The sequence below is a fragment of the Mesorhizobium sophorae genome, from assembly GCF_002270415.1.
GTDB lineage: Bacteria > Pseudomonadota > Alphaproteobacteria > Rhizobiales > Rhizobiaceae > Mesorhizobium > Mesorhizobium sophorae.
This window is the reverse complement of sequence record NZ_NNRI01000016.1, coordinates 1-14,820: the sequence shown is the minus strand read 5'-3', so window position 1 is coordinate 14,820 and position 14,820 is coordinate 1. Positions and strand designations below refer to the sequence as shown.

Sequence of the window (14,820 nt, the reverse complement as noted above, 5' to 3'; positions counted from 1 at the left end):
ATGCCGACCGCCGCCAGCACGACGATGATCATCGGCGCCACCGCCAGGATGGGAATGGTCTGCGAGGCGATGATCCACGGCATCAGGCTGCGGTCTAACGTCGCCAAATGCACGATGCCGACGGCGATGACAATGCCGAGCCCCGTGCCGAAAGCAAAGCCAAGCAGCGTCGACGACAGTGTCACCCAGGCATTGTAGACGAGGCTGCGGCTCGACGTGACGGGCCGCAGGAAGGTGTTCTCGAAGAAATTGACCGCCACCTGATGTGGCGCCGGCAGCGTCGGCTTCGGCTGCGACAGTGTCTTGCCGATGAATTCGCTCAAGGCGGGGGTTTCACCGGCGCGCCGGTCGAGATCGCGCTGGAACGGCGTGTTGAGGATAACGGCGAAAACGTACCAGAGCACGACCACGCCAGCGAGGATCGAGGTCACCGGAACGAGCTTGTCGCGGAAGCTGTCCATCTAGCGCACCGCCTCAATCTTCATAGCTGTGCCCTGCCCGCAGACCATCGCGGACGCGCGCGGCGATCGCCAGGAATTCCGGCGTCTCGCGGATGTGGAGCGGCCGCTCCTTCGGCAGCGTCGATTCGATGACATCAGTAACGCGGCCCGGGCGTGGCGACATGACGACGATGCGTGTCGACAGATAAACGGCTTCGGGAATGGAGTGGGTGACGAAGCAGATGGTCTTGTTGGTGCGTCCCCACAGTTCCAGCAATTGCTTGTTGAGGTGGTCGCGCACGATCTCGTCCAGCGCGCCGAATGGCTCGTCCATCAACAGAAGGTCGGCGTCGAAGGCCAGGGCCCGGGCGATTGACGCGCGCTGCTGCATGCCGCCAGAAAGCTGCCAGGGATATTTCTTCTCGAAACCTGAGAGGTTGACGAGGTCGAGCGTGCGATTGATGCGCTCCGCCTGCTTCGCGTTGGACAAGCCCATGATCTCCAGCGGCAGCCCCACATTGCGCTCGATGGTGCGCCACGGAAACAGCGCCGCGGCCTGGAAGACATAGCCATAGGCGCGTTTCTCACGCGCCTGTTCGGGCGTCATGCCGTTGACCGAAATCGTCCCCGAGGTTGGCTTCTCCAGATCGGCGATGACGCGCAGCAAGGTGGTCTTGCCGCAGCCCGACGGCCCGATGAAGGAGACGAACTCACCCTTGCCGATGGTCAGGTCGACATTGGACAGCGCCTGCACCGGCCCGTCATTGGTCTGGAACGTCAGTCCGAGTTGGCTTGCCGCGACAACGGCTGGCGAAATCCCCGTCATCGCTTGCTGCCTGCCTGTTCCCGCCACCGCGGCGCCGACCGGAATCCAATTGCTTTTATCGCGATGTTGTTTTCCACTCGCCCCTGTCCCATTGACCGCAGTCCCACTAATTTTGTCCCACTCAATCGACGCCCGGAGTGTCCCCGATGTCGCCCACTTGTCATCTTATCCGCCCTGAAACCACTTATGAAGGCAAGCAGGGATTGACCTATTTCGCCGGCATCTCCACTGAAACCGTCGGTTCCTCCGGCATCTGCATGCACATACTGACGATGCCGCCCGGCGCCCGCGCCAAGGCGCACATGCACGAGAACCATGAAACGGCGATCTACGTGCTCTCCGGCGAAGTCCATACCTGGTATGGCGACCGGCTGGAGCATCATATCGTCGTCAAGGCCGGCGACCTCTTCTACATTCCGGCCGGCGTGCCGCATCTGCCGGCCAATCTCAGCGGCGCCCCGTCTTCGGCCGTCATTGCCCGCACCGATCCCAACGAACAGGAAAGCGTCGTCCTGCTGCCGGAACTGGATGCTCTGGTCGCTTGAAGCCGATGGGAACTTGATCGTCATCGGCACCGGGAGACTTCCCCCATGACATTGCCGTCCGCATCGGTGATCACCAGCTTCTTGGCGCTCCTGGGGCTTTGCTTGACGGTGAACTCTGCCGGCGACTGCCCATCCTCACCTTCGGCCTCGCATTGCGCCTTGATGACCAGAGAACCGTCCGATTTCGCCTGCTTGTCTGTCAAGGTGCAGGCGCTTGCCACGGTGACCAGATCCGTGTCCGTCAGCAGCAGCATGTCCTCGGCATAGACTTCCTGGCCGTCCTTGTTGATGCAGCCGGACTTGTTGCCGTAGGGCTTGGACAGATCGATCCCCTTTGCCGGAGCCTGACCCGCAGCCAGCACGAGCGCCGTCGCAAGGGACAGACCAAAACCGCGCATGCCAACGCCCCAAGTCACGAACATGATTGCAGCGGCCCCATTTCTTCAAGGCCCGGAATGGAGACGAAGAAACCATCCTCCCCCTTGTTGGTGACCACGATTGTTTCGATCGTCGTCCCCGCCTCACCCTCGGCGGAACAGGTCGAAGTCAGTGATTGGGCGCCCAGCACCGACGTCAATTGCTGCGCGAACCGGCAGCCACTGCCATAAGTCTCGATGCCTTCGGCGGTCAGCACGACATAGGCATCGCTGTCTTGATAGCCGGCCTTGACGCCGGCGCAGCCGACATCATTGCCCCAGGAGCCGGCCAGCACGCCGCTCGCTGCTGCCGGGCCAGCGACAACTGCCGCCAGGACCAACGAAATGAGCGCGGCCGAGCGCTCCAAGCTCAAACCCCGGTCGCCGGGATGCCGGTGCGTTCGACCTTGCGCGGCGCGGAAATTTCCTTCCACGTCGACAGCGCCCGGTTGACCGCCGCGTTCGGCTCGCGGGCCACGAACTCGCCGTGCCCCGGCTTGGCCTTGACCTCGGCCTCCTGGATCGACAATTCGCCGCGCGAGAACACGAAGCGCGGCAGGCCGGTCACCTCGAACCCTTCGAAGACATTGTAGTCGATGACAGATTGCTGCTTCTTCGACGAGATCTTCTTCTTGCGTTTCGGATCCCAGACGACGAGGTCGGCATCCGCCCCTTCGACGATGGCGCCCTTCTTCGGGTACATGTTGAGGATCTTGGCGATGTTGGTCGAGGTCACGGCGACGAACTCGTTCATCGTCAGCCGGCCGGTGTTGACGCCGGTGGTCCACAGCACCGGCATGCGATCCTCTAGCCCGCCGGTGCCGTTCGGGATTTTGGTGAAATCGCCGACGCCGTTGCGTTTCTGCTTGGTTGTGAAGGCGCAATGGTCGGTCGCCACCACCTGCAACGAACCCGCCTGCAGGCCGGCCCACAGCGAATCCTGGTGCAATTTGTTGCGGAAAGGCGGGCTCATGACGCGGCGCGCCGCATGGTCCCAGTCCTTGTTGAAATACTCGCTCTCGTCGAGCGTCAGGTGCTGGATCAGCGGCTCGCCGAACACACGCATGCCCTTCTGCCGGGCCCGGCGGATCGCCTCGTGGCTCTGCTCGCAGGAGACATGCACGACATAGAGCGGCACACCTGCCATGTCGGCGATCATGATGGCGCGGTTGGTCGCCTCGCCTTCCACTTCCGGAGGCCGCGAATAGGCGTGACCCTCGGGGCCATTGTTGCCGGCCGCCAAAAGCTTCTGCGACAGGGCTGCAACCACATCGCCATTCTCGGCATGCACCAGCGGCAGCGCGCCAAGGTCGGCGCAACGCTGGAACGACGCATACATCTCGTCGTCGTCGACCATCAGCGCGCCCTTGTAGGCCATGAAATGCTTGAACGACGTGATGCCCTTGTCGACGACGGTGGCCATCTCGTCGAACACCTGCTTGCCCCACCAGGTGATCGCCATGTGGAAGGAATAGTCGCAGGATGCTTTCGAGGTTTTGTTGTCCCACATCTGCAAGGCTTCCAGCAGCGACTGCTGCGGGGCCGGCAGGCAGAAATCGACCACCATCGTGGTGCCGCCGGCGAGCGCCGCGCGTGTGCCGGATTCGAAATCATCGGCCGAATAAGTGCCCATGAACGGCATTTCGAGATGGGTATGCGGATCGATGCCGCCCGGCATGACATAGCAGCCGGTGGCATCGAATTCGTGGTCACCATGCAGGTCCGAACCGATGGCGACGATCTTGCCGTGCTTGATCAGCACATCGGCCTTCCACGTGCGGTCGGCAGTGACGATGGTGCCGTTCTTGATGACTTTGGTCATTTTCTTGTTCCCCAGTATGTTCACGCTAGCAGGCCTAGACGTTCTTCGAACTCGTCCTGCTTGCGTCTTGACTGTTCCAAACCTCCCAGGCGGACTCGAATTGTGGTCGGTGCTTGCCGATGTCTGACATGGTTTGATCAAGCGACCGCAAAATCCCGTCAAGCTCCATCCACAGACCTTGGTTTTCCATCCAGAACTCCTGTGAGATCTTGAGGCAGCTCATAAGCAGATCGCCGTCGTAGAACGTCACTCCGATCAGCGGGTTTTCAACCAGGATGGATATCGCTTTCGGAACCACAAATTCCAGTCCGAATCCTTGGCTGACCAGGAGCCTTACCTGCTCCCGGGTAAGGTCCCGCAAAGGCGTCGCTAGGGCGATGCTGGCCCGTTCAACAAGAGATGTTGGATACGGCGGCTGATCCGCCTTCCAGCCCAACAGCACATTGAGCGTTCGATCCTCGTCCAGGTTGCGCCGAGGCTTCACCCGACGATCTCCGCCGTCTCCACCACGGCATGAAACAGCACGTCGGCACCGGCCGACGCCCATTCCTTGGAAATGTCCTCGGCCTCGTTGTGGCTGAGCCCGTCGACGCAAGGGCACATCACCATCGCGGTCGGCGCAACGCGATTGATCCAGCAGGCATCGTGGCCGGCGCCGGAGACGATGTTGCGGTGCGTATAGCCGAGGCGTTCGGCGGCATCGCGGATCGCCTTGACGCAGCCGGCATCGAAAGTGACCGGGTCGAAAGCGCCGACCTGCTCGATCTTGTACTGGATGTCGAGCGCCTCGCAGATCGTTTCGATGCCTTCGCGGATGCGGCCGTCCATCGCATCCAGCACTTCCTTTTCGGGCGAGCGGATGTCGATGGTGAAGACGGTGCGGCCGGCGATGATGTTGCGCGAGTTGGGAAACACCTCCATATGGCCGACTGCGCCGACGGCGTCGGGCTGGTAGTCCATGGCGATCTCGTGCACCAGTTCGATCACACGCGCCATGCCGAGCCCGGCATTGCGGCGCTTCGGCATCGGCGTCGAGCCGGTATGCGCCTCCTTGCCGGTCAGCGTCACCTGCAGCCACTTCAGCCCTTGCCCGTGGGTGACGACACCGATGTCGATGCCCTCGTCCTCGAGGATCGGTCCCTGCTCGATATGCAGTTCGAAGAAAGCATAGATCTTGCGATCGCCGACCTTCTCGGTGCCCTTCCAGCCGATGCGTTCAAGCTCATCGCCGAATTTCTTGCCCTGTTTATCTGTATGCTCATAGACATCGGCCTGGTCGAGCACACCGGCAAACACTCCGGATGCCATCATTGCCGGGGCAAAGCGCGCGCCTTCCTCATTCGTCCAGTTGGTGACGACGATCGGATGTTTGGTCTTGATGCCGAGATCGTTGAGCGACCGCACTACCTCAAGCCCGCCCAGCACGCCGAGCACGCCGTCATACTTGCCGCCGGTCGGCTGCGTATCGAGATGGCTGCCGACATAGACCGGCGGAAGGCTGGGATCGGCGCCTTCGCGGCGGGCAAACATCGTGCCCATCTCGTCGACGCCCATTTCGAGCCCGGCCGCATCGCACCAGCGCTTGAACAGATGCCGGCCCTCGCCGTCCTCGTCGGTCACGGTCTGGCGATTGTTGCCTCCGGCAATGCCGGGGCCGATCTTCGCCATCTCCATTATCGAATCCCACAAGCGGTCTGAATTGATTCGCAGATTCTCGCCGGGTGCGGCCATGCCAAGTCCTCTCATTTCATGTCCTGGGCGGGCGGCGGTTCCCGTCGCCACCCGTCCAGGTATAGGCAGATTAGTCTATCGAGCGCAGAACATCCCGCACGTGGTCGATCAATTCGTTGATCTGGCCCTTGGTGATGATCAGCGGCGGCGACAGCGCGATGATGTCGCCGGTGGTGCGGATCAGCGCGCCGCGCTCGAACGCCTTGACGAAGGCCGAGAAGGCCCGCTTGGTCGGCTGGCCAGCGATAGGCGCCAGCTCGATCGCGCCGATCAGGCCGATGTTTCTGATATCGATGACGTTCGGCTCGCCCTTCAGCGAATGCAGTGCGTCTTCCCAATAGGGCGCCAGTTCCTCGCCACGGGTGAGCAGGCCCTCTTCCTTGTAGGTATCGAGCGTGCCCAGGGCCGCCGCGCAGGCGATCGGATTGCCCGAATAGGTGTAGCCGTGGAAGAACTCGATCATGTGCTCGGGGCCGGTCATGAAGGCGTCGTGGATTTCCTTCTTCACGAACACCGCGCCCATCGGGATGACGCCGTTGGAGACGCCCTTGGCGGTGGTCATGATGTCGGGCGTGACGCCGAAATAGTCGGCGGCGAACGGCGTGCCGAGACGGCCGAAGCCGGTGATGACCTCGTCGAAGATCAAAAGGATGCCGTGCTTGGTGCAGATTTCGCGCAGCTTCTGCAGATAGCCCTTGGGCGGCAGGATCACACCGGTGGAACCGGCGACCGGCTCGACAATGACGGCGGCGATGGTCGAGGCGTCATGCAGGGCGACGATACGCTCAAGCTCGTTGGCCAGTTCCGCGCCATGCTCCGGCACGCCTTTGGTGAAGGCGTTCTTCTCGGGCAGATGCGTGTGCGCCATGTGGTCGACGCCGCCGAGCAGCGTGCCGAACATCTTGCGATTGGAGACGATGCCGCCGACCGAGATGCCGCCGAAATTGACGCCGTGATAGCCGCGCTCGCGGCCGATCAGACGGGTGCGCGAGCCCTCGCCCTTGGCGCGGTGATAGGCGATCGCCATCTTGAGCGCCGTTTCGACCGATTCCGAGCCGGAATTGGTGAAGAAGACATGGTCCATGCCCTTGGGCGCGAGGTCGACCAGGCGGTTGGCCAGTTCGAAGACGATCGGATGGCCCATCTGGAAGGCCGGCGCATAGTCGAGCTCGGCGGCCTGATGCTGGATGGCCTCGGTGATCTTCGGCCGGCAGTGGCCGGCGTTGACGCACCACAGGCCTGCGGTGCCGTCCAGCACCTTGCGGCCATCGCTGGTCGTGTAATGCATGTCCTTGGCGGACACCATCATGCGCGGTGCCTGCTTGAACTGCCGGTTTGCCGTGAACGGCATCCAGAATGCACTGAGATCGTTCGGCGTGACTTTCAGCCGGTTGGACATGACCAAGACTTCCCCTTGTAACTTGTTTCGGTGCGCCCAACGCTTGGTCTTCGTTGCGATTTCGTGCTACGCAAATTTTTGACCGATTGGACAAACGTTAGCACCGCCCTGTCGGCGGTCAAGGGATTACTAGCGGAAATGCGGCACATGAAGTGCGTTCCACAGGCCAAGGAAAAACTGGTCCAGAGAATTGGTCCAGATGACCTTGAACGCGAGGTTTGGCAAAGCGGGAGCTGGCAACGGTGACCACCAGCACGGACGCCCCTCGCCGCACCCGCATACAGCAGGAAAAGCGCGAACTCATCCTGGAGGCGGCGCTCGAGGTTTTCTCCACCAACGGTTTTCGCGGCTCGACCATCGACCAGATTGCCGAAGCCGCCGGCATGTCGAAGCCGAACCTGCTATATTATTTCCGCCGCAAGGAGGACATCCACGAGACGCTGATGCAGCGGCTCCTCGACACCTGGCTGGCGCCGCTGCGCGAGCTGGACGACATCGGCGATCCCATGACCGAATTGCGCAACTACATCAGGCGCAAGCTCGAAATGGCGCGCGATTTTCCGCGCGAGAGCCGGCTGTTCGCCAACGAGATCCTGCAAGGGGCGCCGCGCATCATGCCGCTGCTGGCGGGTGAACTGAAAACGCTGGTCGATGAAAAGGCCGCCGTCATCAAGAGCTGGATGCGCGCCGGCAAGATCGCCAGGACCGACCCCTGGCATCTGATCTTCTCGATCTGGGCAACGACGCAGCACTATGCCGATTTCGACGTCCAGGTCCGAGCCGTGCTCGGCCCCGACCGCGGCGGCGATGGCCGTTTCGAGGATGCCGCCCGTTTTCTGGAGCAATTGTTCCTCGACGGGCTGAAGCCGAAAAACTAACTTTCGGCCGCTAATCAGGCGCTGCGCCGTTCGGCCGGCAGCGCATCCAGCAATGTCTGCAGCTTTGCGATCGAGTTCTGCTCGGCAAGCGGCGTGTAGACGATCAGCTTCATGTCGGAGCCGTCGCCCACCGACAAGCTCATATGCTCGAACGTCATGCCGCCAGCGCTTGGATGCCTGACATGCTTCGCCCCCGACAATCGGTGCGCCACGTCGCGCTGCGGCCACCAGGCGCGAAACTCCGGGCTTGAGCGCGTCATCAACTCGATCAGCCGCTCGAAATCCGGATCGCCGACATATCTGGCGCTTGCGGCCCGGAACGAGGCCAGCACCATGCGCGCCAGTTGCTCCCAGTCGACCAGCAGCCGCCGGTGGTGCGGATTGGTGAAGACCATGTGGACGATGTTGCGGGCATCACCCTCCAGCGGACCATAGTCGCCGAACACCGCCACCGCCGCCGGGTTCCAGGCCAACACGTCCCAGCGCCGGCCGACGACATAGGCCGGCTGCAGCACCAGGCTCTGCAGCATGTGCAGCAAGGGGCCGTCGACCTTTTCCGGCGCCACGGCGCGACGCTCCGGCTGCTGGCGGCCGGCTAGGATGAACAGATGCTGCTTTTCGGCGGCGTCGAGGCGCAGCGCCTCGGCAAGCGCCGTCAGCACCTCGACCGAGGGCCTGACGTCCCGCCCCTGCTCCAGCCATGTGTACCAGGTCGTGCCGACGCCGGCGATCATCGCTACCTCCTCGCGCCGCAGCCCGGGCGTGCGCCGCCTGAGGCCGGTGGCAATACCTGTGGCCGCTGGCGTCAGCCTTTCGCGGCGCGAGCGCAGGAAAGCGCCCAACTCGCGCCGGCGGCTGTCGTCGGCGGAGTGCGTGGCGGCAGAGTGAGGTTGGGATTCCATGAGGCTAATATAGCAGTATTGATACCAGGATAAAGTTTGAACTGTTTGACGCGCGCTGGCTGTCCCATCTTCCGTTCAGAGCAACAGAACGGAGGCTCCGAACATGGAACTTAAAGACAAGACAATCCTCGTCACCGGGTCGACCGACGGCGTCGGCCGCGTGGTGGCGCAAAGGCTCGGCGCTGATGGTGCCCGTGTGCTGGTGCATGGTCGCGATGCTACGCGCGGTAAGACGACGGTCGCCGACATCGAAGCCGCCGGCGGCAAGGCCGAGCTGCTGGTCGCCGACCTCTCCTCGCTGGCCGAGGTGCGCCGCCTCGCCGAGGCCGTGCGCGCCAGGACGGACCGCCTCGACATCCTCATCAACAATGCCGGCATCGGAACAGCCGGCCAAGGTGCCAAAAGGCAGGTCAGCGCCGACGGCTACGAACTGCGCTTTGCCGTCAACTATCTCGCCGGTTTCCTGCTGACATCGGAACTTCTGCCATTGCTCAAGGCGAGCGCGCCGGCGCGCATCGTCAATGTCGCCTCGGCCGGGCAGCAGGCGATCGACTTCGGCGATGCCATGCTGACCCGCAGCTACGACGGCGTGCGCGCCTATTGCCAGAGCAAGCTGGCGCAGATCCTGTTCACCGTCGACCTTGCGCAGGAGCTGAAAGGGACAGGCGTTACCGTCAACGCGCTGCATCCGGCCAGCTACATGGACACCACCATGGTCCGCCAGGCAGGCGTCACACCATGGAGTTCGGTCGAAACCGGTGCCGACGCCATCCTCAACCTCGCGACCTCATCGGCGCTGGAAGGACTGAGCGGCCTCTATTTCGACGGCCTGCGGGAATCCCGCGCCGACGCCCAGGCCTACGACGCCAAGGCAAGACAACAATTGCGAGCTTTGAGCCTCGACCTCGTCGACCTCGCCTCCCCAACATCGAAGGAACAGCATTCATGACCACGACAATCCTGCACACCGTCGTCATCGGCGGCTCGTCCGGCATCGGCCTGGCGACGGCGCGCCAGCTGATTGGCCCCGGCATGAAGGTGACCATCACCGGGCGCAACCAGGATAGGCTCAACGGCGCGTGGAAGAGCCTCGGCGGGGCCGTCGAGAAGGCTGCGTTCGATGCCTCGAAGCCGGACGAAGTCAGCCAGTTCTTCGAACGCCTCGGCCCCTTCGACCACCTGGTCCTGGCGGCAAGCGGCGGCAAGGGCCTTGGCCCCTTCCAGACGCTTGACCTGACCGACATCGGCAGCGGCGTTGACGAGAAAGTCCGCCCGCAACTGTCATGCCTGCAGGCCGCCTTGCCGACGCTGAACAAGAGCGGATCGGCCACCTTCATCTCGGCAGTATCGGCTCAGCTCGCGACGCCGGGCGTCGCCGGGATCGCCGCCATCAACGGCATGCTTTTGACCGTCGTGCCGATCCTGGCCGTGGAGCTGAGGCCGCTGCGCGTCAATGTCGTGGCGCCCGGCGTCATCGACACGCCCTGGTGGGATTTTCTGGCCGAGGAGCAGCGGCAGGCGCTCTTTGCCGAATATGCCGGCAAGACCCCGGTCGGCCGCATCGGCCGCGCCGACGACGTCGCTGACGCAATTGCCTTTCTCGTCTCCAACGGCTTCATGACCGGTCAGGTGCTGACCTGCGACGGCGGCCTGCGATTTGCGGCTTGATCCACATCGCCCCAAACCCCGGTTGCGCCCCTCGGCTGGATCTAAATCGGCTGGATCTAAAGTTGACCCCTCAGCCAGGCGAGCGTTTCGGCAACGCCGTCAAGGCCGTACCGTGCGGCGGTATGCGCGAGTGGTTTGACCCGTATCGATATGCCGCCGGCATCGTTGACGGCTTCGAAGCCGTTTTCGTCCGGCGTGTCGTCGCCCAGGAAGACCGGGCGGCGGCCTGTGAACGGCGCTATGCCCATGAACCGCCGGATCGCGGCACCCTTGGCTGCCTCGAGCGGCAACAGTTCCACGCCGGCATTGCCGGCAACCACCCGGTAGCCCTCGGGCAGGCTGGCCAGCGCCTGCTCGACAAGCTGCGTCGCGCGCGGAAGCAAATGCGGGGCGGCGCGCGTGTGGATGGCCAGCACCCGGCCCTTGCGTTCGATATAGGCTTGCCCACGACCGAGCTCGGCCTCAATCTCGTCGGCAAGGGCCGCAATATCCGCCGGCTCTCCAGCGACTTCGACTTGGTCATCCGGCAGGAGCCTGTGTTCCAGGCCATAAAGCCCGGCCGCGCGCAGCTTCAAAGGTTGAAAAAGGTGATCCACTGCCGCAACCGAGCGGCCCGTGACAACAGCCAATGCCCCGTTTAACTTGTGATCCAAGCCTTGCAGCAAAGAGCGAAGCTCGGCGCTGACCGAGACGGCGTCCGGGTGTTCCGCATGTTCCAGCAGGGTGCCGTCGATGTCGAGGAACAGCGCCCATTCGCCGGCCAGCACAGTCTGTGGCTTTCGCAGAGTCCCGCTCATGACATTGCCAGCCGTTTGCGCTCGAACATGGAAACGACATTGTCGGCGCTTGGAGGCTGTCGGTCGCCAGTGCCGGTTGCCCGATCGACGTCACCGCGCTTGCGCAAGCGTGCCGCATCCAGAAGCATGCTGCCGGCCCAGCGATAGACGTTGTTGTCGCGGACCATCTGCCGCATCGGCCGCATGCGCTCGCGCTGCTCATCCGGCGTCATCGTCAGCGCCTGCAGCAGAGCCTCGCTCATCATGGCGGCATCGTAGGGGTTGACAATCAGTGCCTCCAGCAATTCGCGCGAGGCACCGGCGAATGTGCTGAGCATCAAGACGCCCTGTTCGTCGTCGCGCGCCGCAACGAATTCCTTTGCGACCAGGTTCATGCCGTCATGCAGGCTGGTGACCATGCATATGTCGGCGGCGCGATAGATCTCATAGACCTGCTCTTGCGAGTGATGTTCGGCCACCATGATCACCGGTTTGTAATCGTCGCTGCCATAGCGCTCGTTGAGCTCTTCGGCATAGCGGTGACATTCGTCGTGGAGCAACTTGTAAGCCGGAAGCGTGCCCCGGCTAGGGGCTGCTATCTGCAGGAAGACCAGTTTGCCGATCCATTCCGGGTATCGCTTGAACAATTCGTCGAGCGCCTGAAACCGATCCAGAATACCCTTGGTGTAGTCGAGACGCTCGACGCCGACGCCAAGCTTCACATCCGCTTTCAATCCGAACCGGGCGCGCAGGCGGGCGCGGCAGTCATCGACATCAGGCAATCTTGCCAGAAGGTCCGCCGGCCACTCTATCGAGATGGGATAGGCGTGCACCAGCGTCGTCTGCCCGCCATAGGAGATGGCCGCATCCGCCCGCTCGATGCGGCTTTCCAGGAAGCGATCGACACTCTCGGTGAAATTGTTGGCATGGAACTGGGTGTGGAAACCGATGATCGAGCTGCCGAGTAGTCCTTCGAGGATGCGCTCACGCCATGGACAGATGCTGTAGACTTCCGAGTTAGGCCACGGGATGTGCCAGAAGGTGATGACGATCGCCTCTGGCAGACGCTCGCGGATCATCCGCGGCAGCAGCGCGAAGTGGTAGTCCTGGACCAGCACGATCGGCCGCTCGTTGCGTGCTTCGGCCACCACCGTATCGGCGAACTTCCGGTTGACGGCTTCATAGGCCTCCCAGTCCGAGGCGCGAAAGATCGGCCGGGTGAAGGCGATATGGCAAAGCGGCCACAGACCCTCATTGGCAAAGCCGAGATAGTAGCCCTGATGCTCTTCCTCCGTCAGCCAGACCCGGCGCAGCGTGTAGGACGGATTGCCGGGTGGCACCTGGACCCGGTCGTCCTCGTCGACCATGAGACGGTCCGCGGTGCCGCCGCCATAGGCTATCCAGGTGCCGGCGCAGGCGCGGGTGATCGGCTCCAGCGCCGAAACCAGCCCGCTTGCCGGCACGAGCAGTTCCACGCCATTGCCCCTGACGTTGTGGATGTACGGTTCGCGGTTGGAGACCACGATGACCTGCGCATCGGGCAGATCGTCAGCCAGGATCTTGCGCAATGTCTCGGGCGACCATGTCACCAGGGCAGCATCGGCCGATTGGCCGTTCTTTTCGAACTCCCGTATCACCTTGCGCGCCGCTTCCGCGGCCACGTCCTCGCCGGCTGGATGTGCAACCGTTGGAGGGTAGCTGCGGCGTTGCCGCGAGATGGAGAAGAAAACGGCAAGAGCGGAGAGACCGAGGCTCGCGAGGATCAGAACCCAGAGCAGGTCCGCACCATAATCTGTCATTGGAATGCCAACTCACCTCAGGCCGTTCGGCGGCCTTTTTGTTCGTGTTTCCGATTAGAAACTGTCCGCCGGCAACCTGGTCGGCGCCCGGACCTGTATTGTGCAACGCACAAGGCAGCGATCGGTTCCAGCCAATCTGGCTCGCATTATGTTCTGACGATGAGCGGCACCAGGCCTTCATGCCGGTCGGCCAGGAAGGCGACGACCCGGTCGCCGACACGCTGGAATGTGAGATCGACCACCCTTTCGCCGACGCCCAGATGTCGCAGCGTGAGTGTGTCGATGCCGATCGGCAGCCTCGGACGGGTGACGCGGATTTCGCCATCCCAGCCATCGATTTCCAGGCCGAGGCAGGCCTGCATCAGCATGAAGGCGGATCCCGCCGACCACGCTTGCGGCAGGCATGCGACGGGATAGGCGATCGGTGCTTCGCCCGGCGCGCGGGTAAAGCCGCAGAACAGTTCCGGCAACCGCATGTTGAAATGGACAGCGGATTCGAACGTACCGCTCATCAGGCGCACCACGCTGTCGCGCTCGCCATAGCGCGCCAGCCCGGCGCCGCACATGGCGGTGTCATGCGGCCAGATCGAGCCATTGTGGTACGACATCGGGTTGAAGAACACGGCATCGTCGGCGAGCGTTCTCAGCCCCCAGCCGGAATGGAAGGAGGCGGAAAGCAGCTGATCGGCGACCATCTGCGCCCGCGCCGGTTCGGGAAGCCCGACAAGGAGGAGATGGCCCGCATTCGAGGTCCGCACCTTGCAGGGCTCGCCGGCACCGTCGATCGCAAGGGCATAGAAGCCGAGGTCGTCGAGCCAGAAATCGCGTTCCACCGCGGCCCGCATGGCCTCGGCGAGACTGTCCCAGTGGTCGGCTCTCTCGTCCTCGCCACGGCGACGGGCAAGCGCCGCTAGCCCCCGGAAGGCGGCAAAGACATAGCCTTGTACCTCGACCAGCGCGATCGGACCCTTGGGGATACGGCCATCGGCATGAAAGACGGAATCAAAGCTGTCCTTCCAGCCCTGGTTGGCGAGGCCGGACTCGGCAGCCCGCTGGTAGGTCACGAATCCGGTCTCGCGGCCCGCCTCCTCCGTCCATTCGGCCGCCGCGCACAGCGACGGCCACAGGCTGTCGATGAACGCCATGTCGCCGGTACGATCTGCATAGGCACAGGCGAGATGGATATAGAGCGGCGTCGTATCGACGCCGCCATAGTAGCGGCCGAATGGAAGCTCCCGCAGCGCCGCCATCTCGCCCTTGCGGGTCTCGTGCATGATCTTGCCCGGCTGCGAATCGCTGAACGGTGACGTCTCCGTCGCCTGATGCTGGGCCAGGAAGGCCAGCACGCCACGCGCCAGGCCGGGATTTAGCCAGAGCATCTGCAGCGCCGAGATGACGCCGTCACGGCCGAACGCCGTCGAGAACCAGGGGATGCCGGCATAAGGATAGGGTCCGGTCGCAAGCTCGGTGGTCAGCAGCGCGACATCGGCGCGGGCGCGCTCGACCCAGTCGTTGAAGACGCGACCGGAACTGTGCACCGTCGCGCCATGGCGCCGCTTGGCCCGCATGCCAAAGCGGGCCCGCGCGGCGGCGGCGCGGAAACGGTCACGATCGGGCG

At 63.3% G+C, this 14,820-nt stretch carries 16 protein-coding genes; 4 read left to right on the top strand and 12 right to left on the bottom strand.

The window, feature by feature from the left end:
• Together CGZ66_RS24555 and CGZ66_RS24550 are read right to left on the bottom strand one after the other, a co-directional pair.
• Positions 1 to 461, bottom strand: a 461-nt coding sequence (locus tag CGZ66_RS24555; protein WP_425352308.1) for an ABC transporter permease, incomplete at its 3' end; no start/stop codon positions are given.
• A 13-nt stretch (positions 462 to 474) separates the two neighbouring features.
• Positions 475 to 1,266: an ABC transporter ATP-binding protein gene (locus CGZ66_RS24550; protein ID WP_095088917.1), complete on the bottom strand. Its 792-nt coding sequence runs from the start codon at positions 1,264 to 1,266 to the stop codon at positions 475 to 477.
• Between the two features lie 146 nt (positions 1,267 to 1,412).
• Here CGZ66_RS24550 and CGZ66_RS24545 point away from each other — a divergent pair, with 146 nt between their 5' ends.
• Positions 1,413 to 1,811, top strand: coding sequence for a cupin domain-containing protein (locus tag CGZ66_RS24545; RefSeq protein ID WP_167392235.1), 399 nt, complete (start codon positions 1,413 to 1,415; stop codon positions 1,809 to 1,811).
• Positions 1,812 to 1,831: 20 nt separating this feature from the next.
• Here the strand turns inward: CGZ66_RS24545 and CGZ66_RS24540 are convergent, their stop codons facing one another.
• From CGZ66_RS24540 to aptA, 6 genes are all read right to left on the bottom strand, one after another.
• Positions 1,832 to 2,209, bottom strand: a complete 378-nt coding sequence (locus CGZ66_RS24540) for a hypothetical protein (protein ID WP_095088915.1) — start codon at positions 2,207 to 2,209, stop codon at positions 1,832 to 1,834.
• A gap of 14 nt (positions 2,210 to 2,223) precedes the next feature.
• On the bottom strand, positions 2,224 to 2,601 hold the full coding sequence (locus tag CGZ66_RS24535; protein ID WP_245331194.1) for a hypothetical protein: 378 nt from the start codon (positions 2,599 to 2,601) through the stop codon (positions 2,224 to 2,226).
• Positions 2,598 to 4,049: a dihydropyrimidinase gene (hydA, locus tag CGZ66_RS24530; RefSeq protein ID WP_095088907.1), complete on the bottom strand. Its 1,452-nt coding sequence runs from the start codon at positions 4,047 to 4,049 to the stop codon at positions 2,598 to 2,600. The genes CGZ66_RS24535 and hydA overlap by 4 nt, the downstream gene beginning before the upstream one ends.
• Before the next feature lie 34 nt (positions 4,050 to 4,083).
• Positions 4,084 to 4,533 carry a contact-dependent growth inhibition system immunity protein gene (locus CGZ66_RS24525; RefSeq protein WP_095088905.1) on the bottom strand — a complete coding sequence of 150 codons (450 nt, stop codon included), beginning with the start codon at positions 4,531 to 4,533 and terminating at the stop codon, positions 4,084 to 4,086.
• The gene (locus CGZ66_RS24520; protein ID WP_095088903.1) at positions 4,530 to 5,780 is read right to left on the bottom strand and encodes a Zn-dependent hydrolase; all 1,251 of its coding nucleotides are present in this window, start codon (positions 5,778 to 5,780) and stop codon (positions 4,530 to 4,532) included. The genes CGZ66_RS24525 and CGZ66_RS24520 overlap by 4 nt, the downstream gene beginning before the upstream one ends.
• A 70-nt stretch (positions 5,781 to 5,850) precedes the next feature.
• Complete coding sequence (gene aptA, locus CGZ66_RS24515; RefSeq protein ID WP_095088901.1) at positions 5,851 to 7,179, bottom strand: omega-aminotransferase AptA; 1,329 nt, start codon at positions 7,177 to 7,179, stop codon at positions 5,851 to 5,853.
• A gap of 242 nt (positions 7,180 to 7,421) precedes the next feature.
• Here aptA and CGZ66_RS24510 point away from each other — a divergent pair, with 242 nt between their 5' ends.
• Positions 7,422 to 8,057, top strand: a complete 636-nt coding sequence (locus CGZ66_RS24510; protein ID WP_095088913.1) for a TetR family transcriptional regulator C-terminal domain-containing protein — start codon at positions 7,422 to 7,424, stop codon at positions 8,055 to 8,057.
• Positions 8,058 to 8,071: 14 nt separating this feature from the next.
• On the opposite strand, the gene CGZ66_RS24505 is transcribed toward CGZ66_RS24510, so the two are convergent.
• Entirely contained in the window at positions 8,072 to 8,959 is an 888-nt protein-coding gene (locus CGZ66_RS24505) for a helix-turn-helix transcriptional regulator (protein ID WP_095088899.1), read from the bottom strand.
• Between the two features lie 103 nt (positions 8,960 to 9,062).
• Between CGZ66_RS24505 and CGZ66_RS24500 the strand changes: the two genes are divergently transcribed.
• Positions 9,063 to 9,908 (top strand): SDR family oxidoreductase, encoded by an 846-nt coding sequence (locus CGZ66_RS24500; RefSeq protein ID WP_095088895.1) that lies wholly within the window; start codon positions 9,063 to 9,065, stop codon positions 9,906 to 9,908.
• Positions 9,905 to 10,627, top strand: coding sequence for an SDR family oxidoreductase (locus CGZ66_RS24495; RefSeq protein WP_095088893.1), 723 nt, complete (start codon positions 9,905 to 9,907; stop codon positions 10,625 to 10,627). Before CGZ66_RS24500 ends, CGZ66_RS24495 begins: the two co-directional genes overlap by 4 nt.
• A 56-nt stretch (positions 10,628 to 10,683) precedes the next feature.
• Here the strand turns inward: CGZ66_RS24495 and otsB are convergent, their stop codons facing one another.
• From otsB to CGZ66_RS24480, 3 genes are all read right to left on the bottom strand, one after another.
• Entirely contained in the window at positions 10,684 to 11,424 is a 741-nt protein-coding gene (gene otsB / locus CGZ66_RS24490; protein ID WP_095088892.1) for a trehalose-phosphatase, read from the bottom strand.
• On the bottom strand, positions 11,421 to 13,202 hold the full coding sequence (locus CGZ66_RS24485) for an alpha,alpha-trehalose-phosphate synthase (UDP-forming) (RefSeq protein WP_095088890.1): 1,782 nt from the start codon (positions 13,200 to 13,202) through the stop codon (positions 11,421 to 11,423). The genes otsB and CGZ66_RS24485 overlap by 4 nt, the downstream gene beginning before the upstream one ends.
• A 146-nt stretch (positions 13,203 to 13,348) precedes the next feature.
• Positions 13,349 to 14,820: amylo-alpha-1,6-glucosidase (locus CGZ66_RS24480; protein WP_095088889.1), on the bottom strand; the 1,472-nt coding region annotated here is incomplete at its 5' end.